The organism is Absiella sp. AM29-15, from assembly GCF_003434225.1.
GTDB classification, from domain to species: Bacteria; Bacillota_I; Bacilli_A; order Erysipelotrichales; family Erysipelotrichaceae; genus Hoskinsella; species Hoskinsella hominis.
The window spans coordinates 196606-216832 of sequence record NZ_QVFL01000001.1; the positions used below are offsets into that span (position 1 = coordinate 196606).

Annotated in this window: 18 protein-coding genes; 10 read left to right on the top strand and 8 right to left on the bottom strand. The window is 34.6% G+C overall.

The window, feature by feature from the left end:
- Window positions 1-11 precede the first annotated feature (11 nt).
- The 7 genes from DW761_RS01010 to DW761_RS01040 all read left to right on the top strand — a co-directional run bounded on the left by DW761_RS01010 (window position 12) and on the right by DW761_RS01040 (window position 8203).
- Window positions 12-377: an arsenate reductase family protein gene (locus tag DW761_RS01010; protein ID WP_394336411.1), complete on the top strand. Its 366-nt coding sequence runs from the start codon at window positions 12-14 to the stop codon at window positions 375-377.
- A gap of 42 nt (window positions 378-419) precedes the next feature.
- Entirely contained in the window at window positions 420-779 is a 360-nt protein-coding gene (locus DW761_RS01015; protein ID WP_117516165.1) for a metal-dependent transcriptional regulator, read from the top strand.
- 77 nt (window positions 780-856) lie between these two features.
- Window positions 857-2092 carry a WYL domain-containing protein gene (locus tag DW761_RS01020; protein WP_117516166.1) on the top strand — a complete coding sequence of 412 codons (1236 nt, stop codon included), beginning with the start codon at window positions 857-859 and terminating at the stop codon, window positions 2090-2092.
- Complete coding sequence (locus tag DW761_RS01025) at window positions 2092-3000, top strand: WYL domain-containing protein (protein WP_117451183.1); 909 nt, start codon at window positions 2092-2094, stop codon at window positions 2998-3000. The genes DW761_RS01020 and DW761_RS01025 overlap by 1 nt, the downstream gene beginning before the upstream one ends.
- Before the next feature lie 785 nt (window positions 3001-3785).
- Window positions 3786-4892: a slipin family protein gene (locus tag DW761_RS01030; protein ID WP_117451181.1), complete on the top strand. Its 1107-nt coding sequence runs from the start codon at window positions 3786-3788 to the stop codon at window positions 4890-4892.
- Entirely contained in the window at window positions 4889-6112 is a 1224-nt protein-coding gene (locus tag DW761_RS01035; protein ID WP_117451179.1) for an RtcB family protein, read from the top strand. The genes DW761_RS01030 and DW761_RS01035 overlap by 4 nt, the downstream gene beginning before the upstream one ends.
- Before the next feature lie 171 nt (window positions 6113-6283).
- Complete coding sequence (locus DW761_RS01040; RefSeq protein ID WP_117516167.1) at window positions 6284-8203, top strand: SPFH domain-containing protein; 1920 nt, start codon at window positions 6284-6286, stop codon at window positions 8201-8203.
- 293 nt (window positions 8204-8496) lie between these two features.
- Here the strand turns inward: DW761_RS01040 and DW761_RS01045 are convergent, their stop codons facing one another.
- The 3 genes from DW761_RS01045 to DW761_RS01055 all read right to left on the bottom strand — a co-directional run bounded on the left by DW761_RS01045 (window position 8497) and on the right by DW761_RS01055 (window position 11698).
- Window positions 8497-9270, bottom strand: a complete 774-nt coding sequence (locus DW761_RS01045; protein ID WP_117454688.1) for a TatD family hydrolase — start codon at window positions 9268-9270, stop codon at window positions 8497-8499.
- A gap of 258 nt (window positions 9271-9528) precedes the next feature.
- Window positions 9529-10860: a tRNA uridine-5-carboxymethylaminomethyl(34) synthesis GTPase MnmE gene (gene mnmE / locus DW761_RS01050; protein ID WP_117516168.1), complete on the bottom strand. Its 1332-nt coding sequence runs from the start codon at window positions 10858-10860 to the stop codon at window positions 9529-9531.
- An 82-nt stretch (window positions 10861-10942) separates the two neighbouring features.
- Window positions 10943-11698, bottom strand: a complete 756-nt coding sequence (locus DW761_RS01055; RefSeq protein ID WP_117516169.1) for a polysaccharide deacetylase family protein — start codon at window positions 11696-11698, stop codon at window positions 10943-10945.
- A gap of 80 nt (window positions 11699-11778) precedes the next feature.
- Between DW761_RS01055 and DW761_RS01060 the strand changes: the two genes are divergently transcribed.
- The 3 genes from DW761_RS01060 to DW761_RS01070 all read left to right on the top strand — a co-directional run bounded on the left by DW761_RS01060 (window position 11779) and on the right by DW761_RS01070 (window position 15072).
- Window positions 11779-12543: a hypothetical protein gene (locus DW761_RS01060; protein ID WP_117516170.1), complete on the top strand. Its 765-nt coding sequence runs from the start codon at window positions 11779-11781 to the stop codon at window positions 12541-12543.
- A 17-nt stretch (window positions 12544-12560) separates the two neighbouring features.
- On the top strand, window positions 12561-13325 hold the full coding sequence (locus tag DW761_RS01065; RefSeq protein WP_117516171.1) for a 4Fe-4S binding protein: 765 nt from the start codon (window positions 12561-12563) through the stop codon (window positions 13323-13325).
- Window positions 13326-14274: 949 nt separating this feature from the next.
- Window positions 14275-15072 carry a type IV pilin protein gene (locus DW761_RS01070; RefSeq protein ID WP_158553724.1) on the top strand — a complete coding sequence of 266 codons (798 nt, stop codon included), beginning with the start codon at window positions 14275-14277 and terminating at the stop codon, window positions 15070-15072.
- 203 nt (window positions 15073-15275) lie between these two features.
- Here the strand turns inward: DW761_RS01070 and DW761_RS01075 are convergent, their stop codons facing one another.
- From DW761_RS01075 to DW761_RS01095, 5 genes are all read right to left on the bottom strand, one after another.
- Window positions 15276-15629 (bottom strand): DUF1622 domain-containing protein, encoded by a 354-nt coding sequence (locus DW761_RS01075; protein WP_117454682.1) that lies wholly within the window; start codon window positions 15627-15629, stop codon window positions 15276-15278.
- Between the two features lie 19 nt (window positions 15630-15648).
- Window positions 15649-16602, bottom strand: coding sequence for a ribose-phosphate diphosphokinase (locus DW761_RS01080; protein WP_117454681.1), 954 nt, complete (start codon window positions 16600-16602; stop codon window positions 15649-15651).
- A 25-nt stretch (window positions 16603-16627) separates the two neighbouring features.
- On the bottom strand, window positions 16628-17983 hold the full coding sequence (gene glmU / locus DW761_RS01085) for a bifunctional UDP-N-acetylglucosamine diphosphorylase/glucosamine-1-phosphate N-acetyltransferase GlmU (protein WP_117516173.1): 1356 nt from the start codon (window positions 17981-17983) through the stop codon (window positions 16628-16630).
- 152 nt (window positions 17984-18135) lie between these two features.
- Window positions 18136-19443: a sensor histidine kinase gene (locus DW761_RS01090; RefSeq protein ID WP_117454679.1), complete on the bottom strand. Its 1308-nt coding sequence runs from the start codon at window positions 19441-19443 to the stop codon at window positions 18136-18138.
- The gene (locus DW761_RS01095) at window positions 19436-20125 is read right to left on the bottom strand and encodes a response regulator transcription factor (protein ID WP_117516174.1); all 690 of its coding nucleotides are present in this window, start codon (window positions 20123-20125) and stop codon (window positions 19436-19438) included. The genes DW761_RS01090 and DW761_RS01095 overlap by 8 nt, the downstream gene beginning before the upstream one ends.
- Between the last annotated feature and the right edge of the window lie 102 nt (window positions 20126-20227).

The window sequence follows — 20227 nt, forward strand, 5'->3', positions numbered from 1 at the left end:
AGGTGATGAAAATGAAAAAGGTAGAAATCATAGGATATCCAAAATGCAGTACTTGTCGCAATGCGGTAAAATACGTTAAAAATCATGGTATAGAAGTAACTTTTCGTGATATTGTCACAGAAACACCAAGTGTGGAAGAATTAACAATGTTATGGAAAAAAAGTGGACTGCCCTTAAAGAAATTTTTTAACACAAGTGGTAATCTATATAAAGAAATGCAGCTAAAAGATAAACTATCATCAATGAGTGAAGAGGAACAACTTGTTCTCTTAAGTCATCATGGTATGTTAATCAAACGCCCCATTTTAATTGATGGTGATATCGTTCTAGTAGGTTTTCAGGAAAAGAATTATGATAACTTATGGGCAGAAGCCTAAATTTATGCTATAGTAAACGTATACAAATTTGAGGTGATCAATGTGTTATTAGGTGAATCTTTAGAAGATTATTTAGAAACATTGCTGATTTTAGAAGGTACCGGTAAAATTCGATGTGTGGATGTCGCTAATCGTATGAGTGTCAGTAAACCCTCTGTAAATAAAGCAATGAATGTATTAAAAGAAAAAAGGTATGTCTTACAGGAAAGTTATGGGGATATCCATTTGACAGACGCTGGTAGAGAACTCGCTAAAAGTGTTTATCATCGTCATCAGACAATTTCCAATTTCTTACAGGATGTGCTAGGTGTCAGCGCAGAAAATGCAGATGAGGATGCTTGTCATATCGAACATGTCATCAGTGATGAAACTTTTGAGAAAATGGAAAATTATCGTAGATAATCATAAAGGAAAGCATAAGAGTGCTTTCTTTTCTTTTGGTTATTTGCTATGATTAGAAAAGATTGCGAGGGATAGATATGGCATATCAAGAACTAATAAAAAACTTTGAGAAAATCAGAACATATATGATTGATTTTTATGTATATGGTTTTAAAAGTAGACAGGATTTTGATCAGAAAAGTTTGCGCTCTTATGATAACGAACGAAGAAGAATTGAAAGTTATCTAAAAGATTATATGCAATTTACTCAGAGTGAAGAAGGAAAAAATGTATTCTTATCCATAGACAGCCGTCATACTACACAAAATCCTTTGTATCAGGCATTTCTTGCCAAATCATTTACAGATATTGATATCACGCTGCATTTTTATTTATTAGATATCCTTTATGATCCAGAGCAATGCTATACATTAAATGAAATCATAGATCAAATCGATCAGGACCACCTCTCCTGCTTTGTGGATCCTTTGATGATTGATAAAGCTACAGTACGAAAAAAGTTAAAGGAGTATACACAGCTTGGATTGATTGTCAGTGAAAAAACAGGTAAACAATTATCCTACCACAGAGCCGATACGCTAGATCTTTCTTCCTGTCATGATGCTATTTGCTTCTTTGCACAGATGGGAATGGTGGGTGTTATTGGTAATTATCTGATGCATCAATTATCTGTTCAAGATTCCATTTTTACTTTTAAACATTACTATATCGCACACGCATTAGACAGTGAAATTTTATATCAACTCTTGTGCGCAATCCAGGAGAAACGTGAAGTGCGTATTCATCATAAGCAGCATCAAAAAAATATCTTGTGGGATTTGATTCCCTTAAAAATCTTTGTGAGTACACAAAATGGTCGACAATACTTATTCGCATATCATAAACATTATCATCGTATTTCTTCTTATCGTATGGATTATATGGATCATGTGACCTTATTAGAACCTTCCTCACAATTTGATAAAAAACGTGAACTTTTATCTTCTCTACAGAAACATATGTGGGGTGTTCGCTGCAGCAGTCATAATATTCATCTCGAGCATGTAGAATTTCAGATTTACTTTTCTGATTATGAAGAATTTATCTATCAGCGCTTAGTTCGTGAAAAGCGGATTGGTGAAGTGGAACGATTAGATAAAAATACCGCAGTTTTCCGTGCTGATGTTTTTGATACAAACGAAATGATTCCCTGGATTCGTACCTTTATCTGTCGTATAAAACAATTGGATTTTTCAAACCGTACTGTTGAAAATCAGTTTCGCGCTGACTTAAAAGCAATGTATGAATTATATGATATTGGAGGTGATGCATAATGTTATTTCATGAGATATATGGATGCTACTATGAAAGTGTTGCTCGCATCATTGATCAAGCCATAAAAGGAACCCTGAATGAGAAAATCATGCATTCCATCATTCAGGAAACAGCCTTCTCTGAAAGCTTTTTAACGATAGAGCCTGCGCTAAAGAATCATCAATGGCCGCTTTTATGTGATGATATGCATACACCTGTAAAACACCCTTCTACTATGCCGCTTACACTCATAGAAAAACGCTGGTTAAAAGCTATTTTGCTTGATCCTCGTATTCAATTATTTGATGTGTCTATTAAAGGCTTGGATGATATTATGCCACTTTATCAAATGGATGACATTGTCTATTTTGATCAGTACCATGATCATGATGATTACTTTGATCCCGCTTATATTAAAAACTTTAAGACAATTCGCAAAGCCTTGCATGATCAATCCTCTGTATCCGTCTATTTTGTGACAGGAAAAGGCAAACGTGCTAACATTCATGGCATGCCACTTCAATTAGAATATTCACAAAAAGATGATAAGTTCCGTTTGATTATCGCATATCATCATAAAAAATATACAATTAATATTTCTCGTATATTAGAGGTAGAAATCAAAGAAGCATTCCATTATCCAAAAGATGTGCGTACAGAAGAAAAGAAATACTTTGTGATGGAATTAGTAGATGAGCGTAATGCGTTAGAGCGTGTGATGTTACACTTTGCGCATTTTGAAAAAGAAGCGAAACGGTTAGATGAAAACCATTATCAAGTCAAAGTGTTTTATGATGGAGAAGATGAATCTGAACTATTGATTCGCGTTTTATCTTTTGGTCCATTTGTGAAAGTCATAGAACCAAATCATTTTATTAATCAGATTAAAAGGCGTTTATTGTCACAAAAAGCATTATCTATAAAATAATGAATCACTATGTATAAGCCTTGGTTAGTTCCAAGGTTTTTTATGTGTAAATAATGTTTTAAAGTATCTGTATATAGAAATCATGTGTGACCCTTTTTGTCAATAGCTTGAGTCTAATCTGTAATTTTCGAGGATAATCTGTATTCTGTTTATATATATTTCAATCAAGTATTTCCTTCTATGTCAATAGAAAAGGGATAACTGGTTAGCTTTTGAGGTTAATTGGTAAACAGGAATATGAATTTATTCATTCACTATTTTATATCTTTGTCAATAGGCTGGTTCTAAACGGGCTTTCTATGGTTGTCAACGGTATTTTTTCATTTGAGTTTTTCATAATCAAAGCTATTTGTCAATGCCTTGAGTCTAATCTGTCGTTTTCGAGTATAATCGGTAAAAAATTTCATATATTTATCGTTCGCAACTTTTTTTTCACGATTTATTTCCTGATATTTCCTATAATAACCTTGCGGTCAAGGAAGTGGTTCTCATCCCACAACGATGCACTAGTAACTTTACTTGTGTGTATTTCGGAAACTATCCGCTTATTAAAAAAATGGTTTAACATGGCGTTACGCAGGTTCGACTCCTGCAATTAGTTTGGGACTAATTATTAAGTAAAAGATGATTGGATGCTTTCACAGATCTCATTTGTTTCAGCCTTGCCAAAGTTAGGATATCGATTATGCATCTATTCTGCCAGTTTTTACTCGCAGGATACATTCATAATCTTAATGATTTTGCCGCTGAAACGAATGCATATCATCAAATAAAAGGAGAAAAATATGAAAATTAAAATTAATGAAAATCAAATAGGTTTATTATATCGGAAAAGTAAATTTGTTAAGTTATTATATGCAGGAACATATCACTGTTTCGCAAATGATAAAGTAGAATTATTATCTATCAACCAGCCAATTTCATCCATGTATTGTTCCTTGGAGAAACTTATTCAGTTTCCTGAAATCAAGAAGAACGCTACCATTATAGATGTTGGTGATGAACAATATGCATTACACTATATCGATGGTAAATTTTCACAATGTCTGCCTACTGGTTTGTATGCTTACTGGAACATAGAAAACAATCATAAAGTACAATATATAGATGTAAAAGAACCAATGGTAGAGGATGATATTCCACGCTATATCTTTGCGAACATTCCACGTTCTTATTATCAACAAGTAAACATTGCGCAATATGAAAAAGGTCGCTTGTTTTATGATCAGAAGTTCATAACTGTTTTAGATGCTGGTATTTATTATTTCTGGAATACAAAAACAATGGTTGATGTGGATATTGTAGATATGCGATTGAAACAGTTAGATGTCATAGGACAGGAAGTATTGACAAAAGATAAAGTCACATTACGTATCAATATGGTTGCTCATTATCGTGTTACTGATTGTGTCGCAATTCTTACTGAAATTGATGATTATTTAACACAATTATATGTCATGGCACAGTTGGTATTACGTGAATATATTGGCAACTATAAGATGGAGGAACTGTTAGAAAACAAGGAAGAAATCGGTACGTATGTTTTTGAACAATTAAAACAGCGGGCTGCTTCTCTTTACATTGATATCACAGATGCTGGTATCAAAGATATCATTTTACCAGGTGATATGCGTGAGATTATGAATACGGTTTTAATCGCAGAAAAACGCGCACAGGCCAATGTCATTACACGAAGGGAAGAAGTTGCGTCAACACGTTCTTTATTGAATACCGCTAAATTATTAGATGAGAACAAAACTTTATATCGCTTAAAAGAATTAGAATATTTAGAAAGAATCTGCGAAAATGTAGGAAATATCACCTTAAATGGGAATAGTGATATCCTTACACAATTAGCAGCATTTATACAGAAACAGGAGGTATTATCATGATAGAAATTAAAGGAACATATACCAATGCCATTGTATACACAGATGTTGTGGAAGATACTGCGTTGGAGCAAATAAAAACCCTTTGTGATCAAAGCTTTGTGGAAGATTGTAAAATCAGAATCATGCCAGATGTACATGCAGGTGCTGGCTGTGTCATTGGTTTTACTGCCGATTTAAATCAACGTGTTATCCCTAATATTGTTGGTGTGGATATTGGTTGTGGTATGTTATGTGTCAATCTGGGAAAATCCCCTATTGACTTTGTGAAGCTGGATGAAGTTATTCGTAAATATGTCCCTAATGGCTTTGATGTACATCCAGGAAGAATTACACGTTTCCCAGCAATTCAAGAACTTCGCTGTTATCGTTCATTAAAAGATACACGACGTTTTGAACGTAGTATTGGGACACTTGGTGGTGGAAATCACTTTATCGAAATTGATATAGATGATGATGAAAATCACTATCTTGTGATTCATACAGGAAGCCGTAATTTAGGTAAACAAATCGCAGATTACTACCAGAATCTTGCTTATGATCTTATGCGTGGGAAAGATAAATTATTTGAACAGCGTGAACAGATTATCAAAGAATATAAAGAAGCTGGTCGTAAATCAGAAATACAAGCTGCCCTTGTTGCACTGGCAAACAGCTTTGAAGCAAAGGAAATCAAAACACCAAAAGAGCTTTGTTACTTGGAAGGAAGTTATCGTGATGATTACTTACATGATATGAATATTGCCCAGGAATTTGCGAAATTAAATCGTCGAATGATTGCGGAAACCATAATCCAGCATATGTTTGATATGAAACTGGATGATTTTGATCACTTTGAAACAATACACAATTATATTGATCATGAAAATAATATGATACGAAAAGGTGCAGTTTCCGCAAAAGAAGGTGAAATCTTATTGATTCCTATCAATATGCGTGATGGCTCTTTGATATGTGTTGGTAAAGGCAATGATGAATGGAATTGTTCTGCGCCTCATGGTGCCGGACGTTTATATAGCCGTGGTAAAGCAAAAGAATTGTTTACGGTAGATGAATTTGCGAATACAATGGATGGAATATTCTCTACATCTATTAATTCTGATACGCTGGATGAATGCCCTATGGCTTATAAATCCATGGAAGATATCACAAAAAATATCGCAGATACCGTAGATATTATAAAAACGATCCATCCTTTGTATAATTTCAAAGCATCATCTTAACAGGTGTATTCCACCTGTTTTTTCTTCCATAAATCACTAGTCAAATCTGTACAATTCGCCTTGTTTTTACAACCCATTTCCATATTTCACAGGAACTTTTAAAATATACGTGTTTTCATTTCTAATTTCTAGTATAATCCTACATATAGAAATCATGATGGGAGGAATTTTATGAAAGTCATCATTAATGAAAATCAGAAAGGTTTTTTATTCAAAAACAATAAATTTACAAGACTGCTGGAAAGTGGCAATCATCATATCTTTGGCAATAACGATATTGAAGTCGTATCTTTAGACCAGCCAATTCACTCAGAAAACTGTTCTTTGGATATCTTATTGAAGGATCCAGAACTGCAAGCACAGGCATCCGTTGTGGAAGTAAAGGATGAACAGTTGGCACTACATTTTATCAATGGTGCATTTAAAGAATGTTTAACAACTGGAAAATACGCATATTGGAACTGCATTGATTTCCATGAATTTACGATTGTGGATACCTCAACACCAATGGTCGCAAATGATATCCCACGCTATATCTTTGATCAAATGGATCAAAAGTTTTTTCACAAAGGTGACATCCACCAGGATGAAAAAGGGTTGTTGTTTTATGACCATGTCTTAACGGATATTTTAGATGCCGGCACCTATTATTTCTGGAAATCGAAAGTCAATATTGATTTAGAAATTCTATCCATGAAACTACAAGTTGAATCCATCAACTGTCCATTAGAACTGCTTGTGAAAAATGAGAAACTTGCGCCTTATATATCAATGGTGGAAGTCAAGGATGAACAACTTGCATTACATTTCGTGGATGGTGTTTTTAGAGAATGTCTGACGACAGGGAAATATGCATTCTGGAATACGCTTGATCATCATGAATTTACACTGGTGGATACCTCAAATCCTATGGCAACAAATGATATTCCACGCTATATCTTTGATTTGCTGGATCCATCACTTTATCAAAAAGAAGAAATCTCACAGGATGAAAAAGCCTTCTTATTTTACGATAACGTATTTGAGGCATTATTGGATACAGGTACTTATTATTTCTGGAAATCAAAGACACGTGTAGATTTAGAGGTACAATGGATGAAACGTCCAGTGTTTTCTGCCCATTGCCCAATGGAATTATTGATAAAAAACGAAAAAGTGATGCCATTTATCACAATTATGGAAGTGAAAGATGAAGAATTGGCCTTGCATTACATTGATGGAATTTTCAAAGACTGTCTGTCTACAGGAAAACATGCATTTTGGAATGTCTTGGAAAAACATACCTTTACCATTATCGATATATCACATCCACTTGTAAGTGATGATGTACCACGCTATATCTTCCATACAATTCCTGATACGCTGTATCAGAAAATAGAAGTGTCTCAATTTGAAAAAGCACGCTTATTCTATGATAATAAACTTATCTGTATTCTAGATGCAGGTACCTATTATTTTTGGAATACCAAGACAAAAGTACATGTCGATATTTTTGATATACGTTTAAAACAGCTGCGTATCAATGATGAAGAAGTTTTGACCAAAGACAAAGTTACCATTTCTTTAGATATCGTGTGTCGTTATCGTCTAACCGACTATATTCAAGTTTATACAGAAATTGACAATTATGTACATCAGTTATACTCATTGATTCAATTAAATCTGCGTGAACTCATTGGAAACTATCGTATTGAAGAATTCATAGATGAGAAAGAAAATATTAACCATTTATTTGCGAAACGTTTAAAAGAAAAAGGAGCTTCTTTATTTATTGAGATCAGTGATGCTGGAATTACAAATATCACATTGCCAAATGAAATACGTGATATCATGAATACTGTTTTGATAGCGGAGAAAAAAGCAGAAGCATCTATCATTTCCCAGAAAGCAGATGTTGCGTCCACAAAAACATTGATGGATACTGCCAAAATGATGGAAGATAGTAAAGCACTATCCCATTTAAAAGAATTAGAGTATTTAGAAAAGATTTCAGAAAATGTCGAAAGTATCACATTGAATGGAAATGAAGATATCTTAACTCAGTTATCCAAAATCGTAACAAAAGAGCTTCCTGATAAAGATAAAGAATAAGCTTTATCATATCTAAAAAAGTTACAAATATACTCTGTAACTTTTTTTATGTATGTATAGCTTTAAACTACTTCTTATGGTACGATATAAGTGAAGATAACAGGCATGATATTTCAGCCATAAAAGAGGTGCTGGATATGAAAATCAAAGTAGCATTTGCACGTCTAAAAGCATTCATTTATAAAAACTGTATCGCAATAGCAGAAAATCTTGGCTTTTTGTTTACTTCTTGCAAGTAAATCTTTTCATTCAAAAAACAGATGATCTATGAAAATCATCTGTTTTTTTTAACCTTATCTCTTTGAATGAAACAGCTCCTGATAATTTCGTTTCATCTGTTCACTTAAATCTTTTTCATCCATGCCCAACAATTCGCAAACCTTTTCAAAAGTATATTGTACATACATTGGTTCATTCTGTTTCCCACGGTGTGGATGTGGTGTTAAATATGGACAATCTGTTTCCACAAATATTTTGTGTACATCGCATACTGCAGGAACCTCTAATAAACCATTGGCATTTTTGAAAGTAATCGGTCCTGCGAAAGAAATATAGCCACCCATACGCATAATGATTTTTGCGGTTTCTTTACTGCCACTAAAACAATGCATTAAAAATGGTGTTTTCGCATACTCCTGTAAAATTTCAAGTGTATCTTGTGTCGCATCACGCATATGTATAAGAATTGGCTTTTTATATTTATTAGCGAGTTCAATTTGGCGAATAAAACCTTTCTTTTGATCTTCTTTTTTCACTGTATCCCAATGATAATCTAATCCAATTTCACCTAATGCTACAACTTCATCATTTGCGAGCACCTGTTCCAAACGTTCATAATCATGTTCAGTAAAATCATATAAGTCACTTGGATGAAACCCCATTGCGATATCAAAAATATCTTCTCTTTGTTTTAATTCTTTTGCTCGTTCAAAACTTTTCCAATCAATGCAGACAATCAACATTCGTTCCACATGATGATATTTTGCATTCATTAAAACTTCATAAATATGACTATATAATTCATCACATGTAATATGACAATGTGTATCTATTAATGAATAATTCATAGGATATCCCTTCTTTCTTTTATTTAGAATGTATCTTTTCGCCTTCATTATACCATTGCAAGGATACAACATCAATTTGAATACCAACATTTTAGAAATGTTTAAATAACAGTTATTCTATCACTACTTTGTACATGAAGTTAATGTATAAAAAAGGAATGGAGCCTCACCACCATTCCCATTCTTATATCTTTCGATATTCTTTTGCACAACCATAATACTCTTGATTAGAAGTATCAATATTGATATCTAAAATAACTATTTACCCAAACAAAAGTTTGAGAATAACGTATCTAATAAATCTTCTCGATGCACTTCTCCTAATATCTCTTTTAAAGACGTATATGCATCCTGTATATCAATTTCCACCATATCCAATTCCATACCTGCATTTAATGCTTCTATTGCCTGTGCCATACTTTGTTTTGCACGTAACATTAAGGATATCTGGCGCTCATTGGCAAGTGTTGGTACTTCCATCGCAATCTGATGTTTATCAAATAAACGATGAATTTCTTTCACAAGCGGTTCTATATCTTTTTTCTCTGCGCTGATCGCTATATGATTTTCTACTTGTTTTAAATCCGTCTTATTATAAACGATAATTCTAGTTTTATCTTTTGTCATTGATAAAAGTTCTTGATCCTGTTCATCCAATTCTCTTGATGCATCCAATACAAGAATTACCAGTTGTGCCTGTTCAATTGCCTGAATACTACGCTCGATACCAATCTTCTCCACAACATCCTCGGTTTCCCTTATACCTGCTGTATCAATCAAATTCAAGGTAAGTCCTTCTAGATGAATATGACCTTCCACAATATCCCGGGTAGTCCCTGCGACATCTGTCACAATCGCCTTATCTTCTTCCAATAAAGCGTTTAACAGGCTGCTTTTCCCAACATTAGGTTTTCCAACAATTGCTGTTTTAATACCTTCCTTCATGATCTGCCCACTTTGTGCACGATCAAGTATCTCATCAATTTTCCCCATCCATGCGGCTGCTTTTGGTAAAACAACTTCATTGGTTAACTGCTCTACATCATCATATTCAGGATAATCAATATTTACCTCAATATTCGCAATAATATCTAAGATGTTTTCAATTAATGGATCCAACAGTTTCTTGACACTGCCTTTGATTCCACGTATTGCAAGTCTGCTGTTTTCATTGGTTGTGGCTTGTATCATATCATTCACGGCTTCTGCCTGGGTTAAATCAATTCTGCCATGCAGGAATGCACGTCTTGTAAATTCCCCTGGTTCAGCAAGGCGAGCCCCCTGCATCAAACATAACTGTAAAATTTTCTTTGTGATAAAACGACCGCCATGACAATTGATCTCTACAATATCCTCCATTGTATACGTCTTTGGTGCTTTGAATACAGAAACTAATACTTCATCAACTGCTTCCTTTGTGAAAGGATCTATGATAAATGCATACGATATTGTATGACTTTCTTTCTTTGTTAAATCAATACTACATAAGATATTTGCGATTCTGATGGCATCATCTCCACTCATACGAATAATGGAAATAGCCCCATCGACTGCTGCTGTAGATATTGCTGCTATGGTATCCTGTAACATATGCTTCACCTCGTTATCAAGTGTTATTGTACCACATTCATAATAAAAAAGGCTATATCAATAGCCTAAACACTCATGATTATTAATTTGCGATATGATGATGAAATACCGGAGTTGTCGCATCAATCACTTTAAATTCATATCCTTGTTTCTTTAAATTCTTAATAATCGTTGGTAGTGCCTTTACAGTTGCCTCATTTCCACCGCCATCATGCATCAACATCATAACACTGTCTTTTCCTTCTACTTCTTTTAATGCCGTATGAATTAATGTATCCTTATCCAGAGATGAATTTCCATCACCATTTTCTGCATTCCAATCATAGTATTGATAACCCTTTTCAATCGCTTCTTTTGATAAAGTTGACATGATACCATCGCAATATTTCCTTGATACTGTATTACTTGTGCCACCTGGAAAACGAAGTAATGGAGAAGTCATCCCCGTTTGCCGTTTAATCATTTCATTGGCTTTATCAATATCCTTAAAATATGCTTCACTACTAGCGTAAATAGTCGCATAATCATGACAATAGGTATGTACACCAATCGCATTGCCTTGTTTAAATTCATCTTTAATCAAAGACTCATATTCCGGAAATTGACCTGTCACAAAGAATGTCGCATGGACATCATAATGTTTTAATATTCTTAATACTGCTTTTGTGTTTTTACTTGGTCCATCATCAAATGTCAGATAAACTACTTTATTAGGTTTTGCGCTAACTGGTTCATCCTTCGTATCCGCAAAATGGTGAAATATCACAGCCATAAACGTCACAAAGATAAGAAAACCCACACATGCGATCAATACTTTTTGAAATGTTTTTTTATTCATCCTTATCACCTGTTCTTAGTATGCACATATGTTTTATTCTTAAACGAAAACGTGTTACAATAATATAAAGGGGTGACATTATGAAAATGAATAATGAAATTATACAAGCGTTTTTAAATGATCATGATATTGAAAACTGTAAAGCATTTCCTTTATTAAATAATTATAAAACGCCAGATAAAAAAAGGAAAGATGTGGTTATGGAGCTGTTATCTCAATTAGAAACAATTGTAGAAGAATTCCCTGTATTTAATCATGAATTATGGAAGGTACTTTTTAAAGAAAATCATCCTTTGCTTGATCAGCTTATCCTTTTGCCAGTCGTTGGCACAAATGGCAATCGTGTTTGTAAAACAGAAAATGAAGTCTATATCTTAATGGACTTAATTCATATCGCAGATTATACACCAATCGTTTCACAAATGGTATATATCATGCAGAATTATCTGACAAAAGAAATCAGTAAATTATGTATCCATCATGATTACCCTTTAGAAAGTGGGCGTTATTTGGATATTTTGGATTATTTTACATTCTGTCATGGCTTATCTAATTTTCTGGCTTGGAATGAACATGTTAAAGATTATCGTTTTTATACAGAAAAATATGAACCTTATAAAGAAAAAGCATTTGGTTCTCTTGCTGGCGCATGTGATGTTGAAAATAAAGCGATGCAGCATAAGATATTAATAGCTGCCACATCTGGTGATTTATGGAATCAGTTTCCAACAGCTGCCGGAATGTTTTATTTTGATGATATTTATCGGGAATATGGGCAGAAAGGTGTTCAAGTATTATATAGAAAAGGACCTGAAAAGTTTATACAATCGATTTTTCAGAACTAGGAAAGAGGAGAAGTCTTATGGAATTAAAAGAAGCACATGTTTTTTGTTTTAGTCCTGCCAATCACACCATGCAGGTATGCCAGCACATTATCGAAAAGATAGAATATCCTGGTGTCATGCACAATCTAACAGCTCACGGGAGTTATTCTAATGTATCATTATCAAGTGATGATTTAGCAATCTTTGCAGTTCCTTCCTTTGGTGGCAGGGTACCTGCGGTTGCGTTAGAAAAGTTTAAAGAGCTTAATGGCAATCAAACACCTTGTTTATTGGTTGTGACCTTCGGAAACCGGGCACAGGAGGATACTTTAATCGAATTAAAAGATTTTGTAGAGCAGCATGGATTTATCACAGTTGGTGCTATGGCAGTGGTCTGTGAACATTCTATCATGCATCAGTTTGGCGCTAATCGACCTGATGCAGAAGATTTCAAAAAGATGGATGCCTATCTAGCAAACCTGCAATCATCTTTACAACAGAAAAAAGCATTACAGGTACAAGTACCCGGCAATCATCCATATAAAGAATTTCACGCAATTCCTATGGTACCAAAAGCAAACAGTTCTTGTATCGCATGTGGAAAATGTGCCATTGAATGTCCAGTAGAAGCCATTGATCCAATGAACCCTTCCACAACAGATAAGAATAAATGTATTAGCTGTATACGCTGTATTACCATTTGTCCAACACACGCCAGAGCCTTAAATCCTATAATCTTAAAGGGCGCTGTCTTAAAGTTGAAGAAAGCTTGTGAAACAAGAAAAGAGATTGAATTATACTAATCATACGAAAAAAAGCAATGCTGCTCAATAAGAGAAACATTGCTTTATTTTTTACATATACCATCGTTTACCCATAGGCTATGGGCATTTCCAGATGTACTACGTTTTCCTATACATGTAAAGTCGAGGTTGAATGATATTTTTGTATAGAAGCAGGGGATATCTTGGCATATATCTTATTTTGAGGAAGAATCGGATAAAGCGCCAATCTGCTTATTAAAACGTCAGTACATCGGATAAGCCTTATGTGGTTCAGCATGTGGATGGTAGTAGATTATCAGAATTCGTGATAGAAGGGGTATTTCACTATATCTTAATCTGAGTATTACTGAAATGATTGCTGTGCGACTATCAGGAATGTGTTCACAATCAAAGTAATATGGGCATCTCAGAGTTTAATCGTGTTAGGATGAATTCTGATAGATCGTATGGGAGCAAGGATCATGCTGAACTCCAGGCTCCCATATTGGTTGGCTTAGTGACAAAAAAACTTGTCCTGTCTGAAAACAGATCAAGGACAAGCTTATACTGCCTGCGGTGCCACCTGACTTGATTTCTAAAAAGAAATCCACTCAATGTTCGTAACGTGAACAAACGTGTCCTATACTCTGGCTACTGCCATTTCTATTCTCCCTTAATGGCCCATGTGCCATACTGCTTACGATAGGTTCTCACCATTCCCTACTCTCTTTGCGCGCTTGTATCACACTTTTTCCATCTCTACGGTTTTTATTCCCCATGTGTAGTATATGATATATGAAAAGAAGTGAAAAGTCAATATACTTTTATCACAATTTACATTTTGGTTACATTATTTTTCATTTTGTTTATCATTTGTGTACAAATGTCATCACATCACAATAACATCAGGTTTTTTAAGAATTTCTTCACTCAAAAGACTACATTCATTATCACATTTATGTTACATTAGAAGTAGGAGCTGATGCTTATGAAAAAGAAGGAACAAGGATTCACTTTGATTGAGATCATCGTCGTTTTATTGATTGTCGGCATCCTGCTTGCGATTACGATCCCTTCCATCATGGGATATGTATCCAAAGCAAAGGATGCACAGCTTTTAACCGAAGCACGCAGTGTTTTGCTTGCGGCTAAGACAAAGGGTACTCAGCTTTGTGCAAATAATGAATTATCGTCTTTGGATAAATATATTGATGAAATTATGGAAGAATCACAAGTAGATGGTGAACTGATTTCCCTAGAACTTAATAAGAAAAAGGACAATAGCGGTGATTTTATCCTTCATATTAATAATCGCTATATCTATTATGATGATGAAAAGCAGTCATTTGAAGTAAAAGATAAATTAGAAAATGCCAAAGTTGCTTATGATCGTATCATAAATACCATGTTAACGAATACAAAGATAAACGAGATAATATCTTCCTATTTCACAGATCATGCTAATGCTAATAGTATTGATTCTGAAGGTAGTAATTATGGACAACCAATCAAAGAAATGCTAAATAGCCTTGGATATGATACCTCTGATATTAGTTTTCGTATATATAATGCTAATAATCTTCGATCCATTACAATTTCTCAAAAAATAACTAAAGAAATGAATGGGCAGTCTATCCAGGTTACACGATATAATTTTGGAAATAATGGATTTGATTCTAATAATTACATTAAACAAACAGGTACTGGAAAAGTTGCTATTAAAGATGGCAATCTAGCATTTATTGATATATCAAAAACAAATGATTGGCAAGATGTTTCAAACTAATCTTATAAAATGAAAAATAACTAAAAAAATATCCTGTTTATACATCAAGCAGGATATTTTTTGTATAAGTTTTAATAAAACATGTCGTTCGCAGCGTTCGTGAACGCGGTCGCGAACGCGAACGCAAACGCGAACGATAGCTATACATAACTGTAATCTAAAAAAGAAAAGCGATCATGCACTGCATATCGCCTTATCTTTCATTAATAATCATTTGCACTATGCTCTCCTGAGGCATGTGAGTTCTCTGCTTTGATTTCAAAATGAATCATCAGTGATAACAACGCACGTAACAGGATAATTGCGCCAAGTATGAATATTTCATTCATACTTCTCACAAGAACGGTTTTTAAAATCTCCGCTCCCATTTTAAATTCCAGACCTAATGCCAGAGCATTTGCTAATTCAATTCGTAAAGGGTAATTTTTATTTGTCAGATATGCTTTCATATAGTGATAAAAGGCTTTTAAACAACCAACACTAATGACAATAATACCCATGATTTCCAAAATGGATACGATTTCGGGCAAAAATAGTTCTATGTAATGTTCCAGCATATATTGTCCTTTCTATTTCTTATTCAGCGTAGCGAGCAACAATGTCACTTACTGCTCTGTTTTCTTCCATTGCCTTGATAACTTCACCAAGTACTGGACCAACAGATAATACCTTCATTTCAGGGTATTGTGCAGCTTTTTCATTGTTTTCAATTGTGTTTGTACAGATGAATCCAGCCAGTTTCGCTGCTTTCAAACGTTCGATTGCAGGACCTGATAATACACCGTGTACGCAGCTAGCGTATACAGCAGTTGCGCCTTTATCATACAGCATCTTGATACCAGCTGTAAGTGTTCCTGCAGTATCAACGATATCGTCAACCATGATTGCTACTTTGCCATCAACATCCCCAATGATGTTCATTGCTTCTGCTACATTTGGTTTTGGACGACGTTTGTCGATAATAGCCAGTGGTGCATGTAGAATTTCAGCAAGTTTTCTTGCACGTGTTGTTCCACCGTGGTCTGGTGATACAACAACAACATCCTTAAGATTTAAATCTTTGAAATATTTTCCAATGATAGGAATTGCACTGATATCATCTGCAGGAATATCGAAGAATCCCTGAATCTGAGTTGCGTGCAGTTCCATTGTAATTACACGGTTAGCTCCTGCTGTTTCTAACAGGTCAGCAATCAGTTTTGAAGTGATTGGCTGTCTTGCTTTTGCTTTTCTATCCTGTCTTGCATATCCAAAGTATGGCATGACAACAGAGATATGTGCTGCACTAGCACGTTTACATGCATCAATCGCAATCAATACTTCCATAATGTTGCTGCTTACTGGTGCACATGTAGACTGTACGATATATACGTTTTTACCACGTACAGATTCTCCTAATTCTACCATGATTTCTCCATCAGAGAAATGTTTTACATCGCATTGTCCTAAAGGAATACCTAACTGACTTACGATTTCATTTGCTAATCCTACACTTGATGTTAACGCAAAAACTACTGTTTTCTTTTCCATTGTACTAACTCTACCTGTTCCTTTCCTATTTGTTTTTGTACTTCGTTCCATATCCTTTTTTAATGGACTGTCTAGCTCTAGCGATACCCATATCACCATCATCTACTGAATCAGTGATTGTAGATCCCGCTGCCAGTAACACGTTTTCTCCAATTGTCACAGGGGCAATCAGGTTACAGTTACTTCCAATAAATGCACCATCTTTTACTGTTGTACGATATTTGTTTTTACCATCGTAGTTAACAGTAACCACACCACAGCCGACATTGATCTTTTCTCCAAAGTCACTGTCCCCAATATATGTTAAATGCGCGCATTTACTTCCGTTTCCAAAGTGGGAATTCTTAAATTCCACAAAGTTTCCAATACGGCAGTTTTCACAGATTTCCGTATTGTTTCTTAAATGGGACATAGGCCCAACAGTTGTTCCTTTTCCAACCTTGCTTTCAACAATCTTGCTGGAATCAATAACTACATCATCTGCGATTGTTGCATTGCGAAGGAAAGAATTTGGCAGAATGGTAACGTTTTTACCAATCTTTGTATCTCCTTCAATGAATACATTCGGATAAATCACAGTATCTTGTCCGATTTCTACATCGACATCAATATAAGTGTTTTCTGGATCAATAATGGTTACTCCATTTAACATGTGTTTTTGATTTACATGTAATTTCATCCATTTTTGTGCTTTTGCTAAATCTAAACGATCGTTGACACCCATGGTTTCATCTGGATCTTCCACAATCATAGCATTAACACTTTTTCCCTCGTTATGAAATATCTCAACCAAATCTGTTAGATAATATTCATTCTGAGCATTTTCGTTTTTTATTTTCTTTAAGCCTTCAAATAAATCTTTGTTTTTGAAACAGAATAAACCAGTATTGATTTCTTTAATTTCCAGTTCTTCTGCAGTACAGTCTTTTGCTTCTACGATTTTTTCTACCTGTCCATTAGGATTACGCACGATTCTGCCATAACGTTCTCCATCTGGTAATACTGCTGTTAAAACAGTACATGTGTGATCTTTGTTTGCTTCAAATGCAGCCTGAATTGTTTCTGGCTGAATCAATGGTCCATCACCGCATAATACGATGGTATCCCCATCTTTTCCCTCTAATGCATTTGCCTGCATAACTGCATGTCCAGTCCCAAGTTGTGGTTCCTGTAATGCATATTGTACATCATCTTTTAAATATTCTTTTACACTTTCAGCCCCATGGCCAACAACAACGACGATATTTTCAACGCCTGCTTTTTTCAGACTTGTAATAATATGACCAATCATTGGCTTGTTACTTACTGGATGCATCACCTTGCATAAGTCAGATTTCATTCTTGTGCCTTTGCCGGCAGCTAATACGATTGCTGATTTCATTTCACACGCCTCCATCATTACTATTCTATCAAAAATCGTCCATAAAAAAAAGGCAATATGCCTATTTATTAGCGATTTCTGTCGATACCTGCAAAATTTTTACTATTTTTTTCAGGATTTTCCTTAATCACAATGGGCTTATTGCTTTTCTTCTATTTTTTTAGTGGAATCATACACTCTACACAATAAGTGGATTCTTCATCATTTATAATGATTTTTCCATTCATTTGCCGTATCATTTTATCCATACTCTTTGTGCCAATACAGGTACTTTCTTCTTTAAACTGATTCATTTTCTTTTGATTTTTTACTTGAATGTGCAGTTTATTTTCTTCGATAAACAATGCTACCTTTACTTGCTCTTTCTGGGCATATTTTATCACATTAGAAAAGATATTATCAAAGATACGATCGATTAATCCCATATCTCCCTGAAGGATACCATCCTCCTCACAATATGTTTCTTCTACTTGAAAATCAGAACTCATTAATTCCAAACAACAATTAGACAAGGTTTCTTTGATTTGCTGGGTGGGGATATCTACTAATAATATATCATCATCTTGTGCATAGACAAAGAAATGTGTAAATAATCGATCAGACATGGTTTTGATTTGTTCCGCTTTTTGTTTACATTTTTCAATATAGGCATCATGATCTGCTTCATTTTTATAGATTTTCATTTCCAGAATATCAAGATATCCCATAAGTGAGGTCAAAGGTGTACGCAAGTCATGGCTCATGGTAGTAATCAACTCTTCATTTGCCTTTCGTGCTTCACTTTCTTTCTCCATATTTTCTTTTAACGCAACCCTTAAATGATCGAGCTGTGTAGCAAGGGAGCCTATTTCATCATTGCCAACGCATTCTATCTGATGTTGAAGATCACCACTTTCAATCAGCTTCATTTCATTTTCCAACCGTAGTACGTACTTCATTTTTTTACGTACAAAATGTATTGTAATACTAAAGAACAATCCCAAAGCAATGGTAGAGGATACGAATAGATATATCATAATAAAGGTCATACCCTGATAGGACTGCACAATCAGGTAACAATCTCCATCATAAAACTTTAATTGAAAATCTTTCTCCTCTGGATAGTATAATTCCACCCAGACAGAACGTGTATTGATAGAAATTCCTTCATCACTTAGGATATGATCTGCGATATATTCTCGATCATTACTATATAACTGCATAGATAACGATGGATATTGTTTCATTAGCTCTAAAATTGCTTTTTTATCTTTTCGCGATATTCTGGTTTCCGTGATTTTCTTCTGCATATCATCTATTTGTTCAGCCGGACTTTTTAAATCCGTATAATTTGCGATATAAAAATCCATGGCCCGATATCGATTCGCAAACAGGATGTAAAACAACAGCACAGATCCTAAAAAGGACAACACAACAACCATTAGAAACTTATAGCTCAGTTTCATCATATGTTTACTCAAAACGGTACCCCTTTCCCCATACTGTTTTGATATATAAAGGACTTTGTGGGTTTATTTTCAGCTTTTTTCTTAAATTTCTAATATGGACCATAATGGTATTGTTTGCGGTATATAAATAGGATTCATCCCATACATTTTCGTATAACTCCTGATTGGAAAATGTCTTTTTCGGCTGTTTCATCAATAAGACAAGAATGCGATATTCTAAGTCTGTCAACATCACTTTTTCATCATTCAGGTATACTTGGTTTTTATCTAAATCTACTTTCAGATTATACATTTCCAATATGTTTTCCTGTTTTTTGACTTCCTTGCCTTTATAGACTGTATACCGGCGCAAAAGTGCTTTTACTCTGCCAAGCAGTTCTCCATAACTAAATGGTTTTGGCAGGTAGTCATCTCCACCGCATAAAAAACCCTGCGTCTTATCTTGTTCCATACTTTTGGCAGTCAGAAATAGAATTGGCGCATTGTTTGTTTCTCTTATCTTTTGACATACCTCAAAGCCATCCATATTGGGCATCATGATATCCAATATGATCAGGTCTTTGTCATTGGCTTTTTTTATTGCCTCAAAACCATCACAGGCTTCTTCGATCATATAGCCTTCATTGCTTAACAGCACATTGACGACTTCGCGGATTTCTGGGTTATCATCTACAATTAATATCTTATAGTTCATGGTGATCCCTCATTTCAACATCATTATAACGCATGTTTTTGTTTTGTGTTTTATTTTTGCTTCACTTTTAAGAATCCTTAAGAAAATAAGGCGAGAATATCG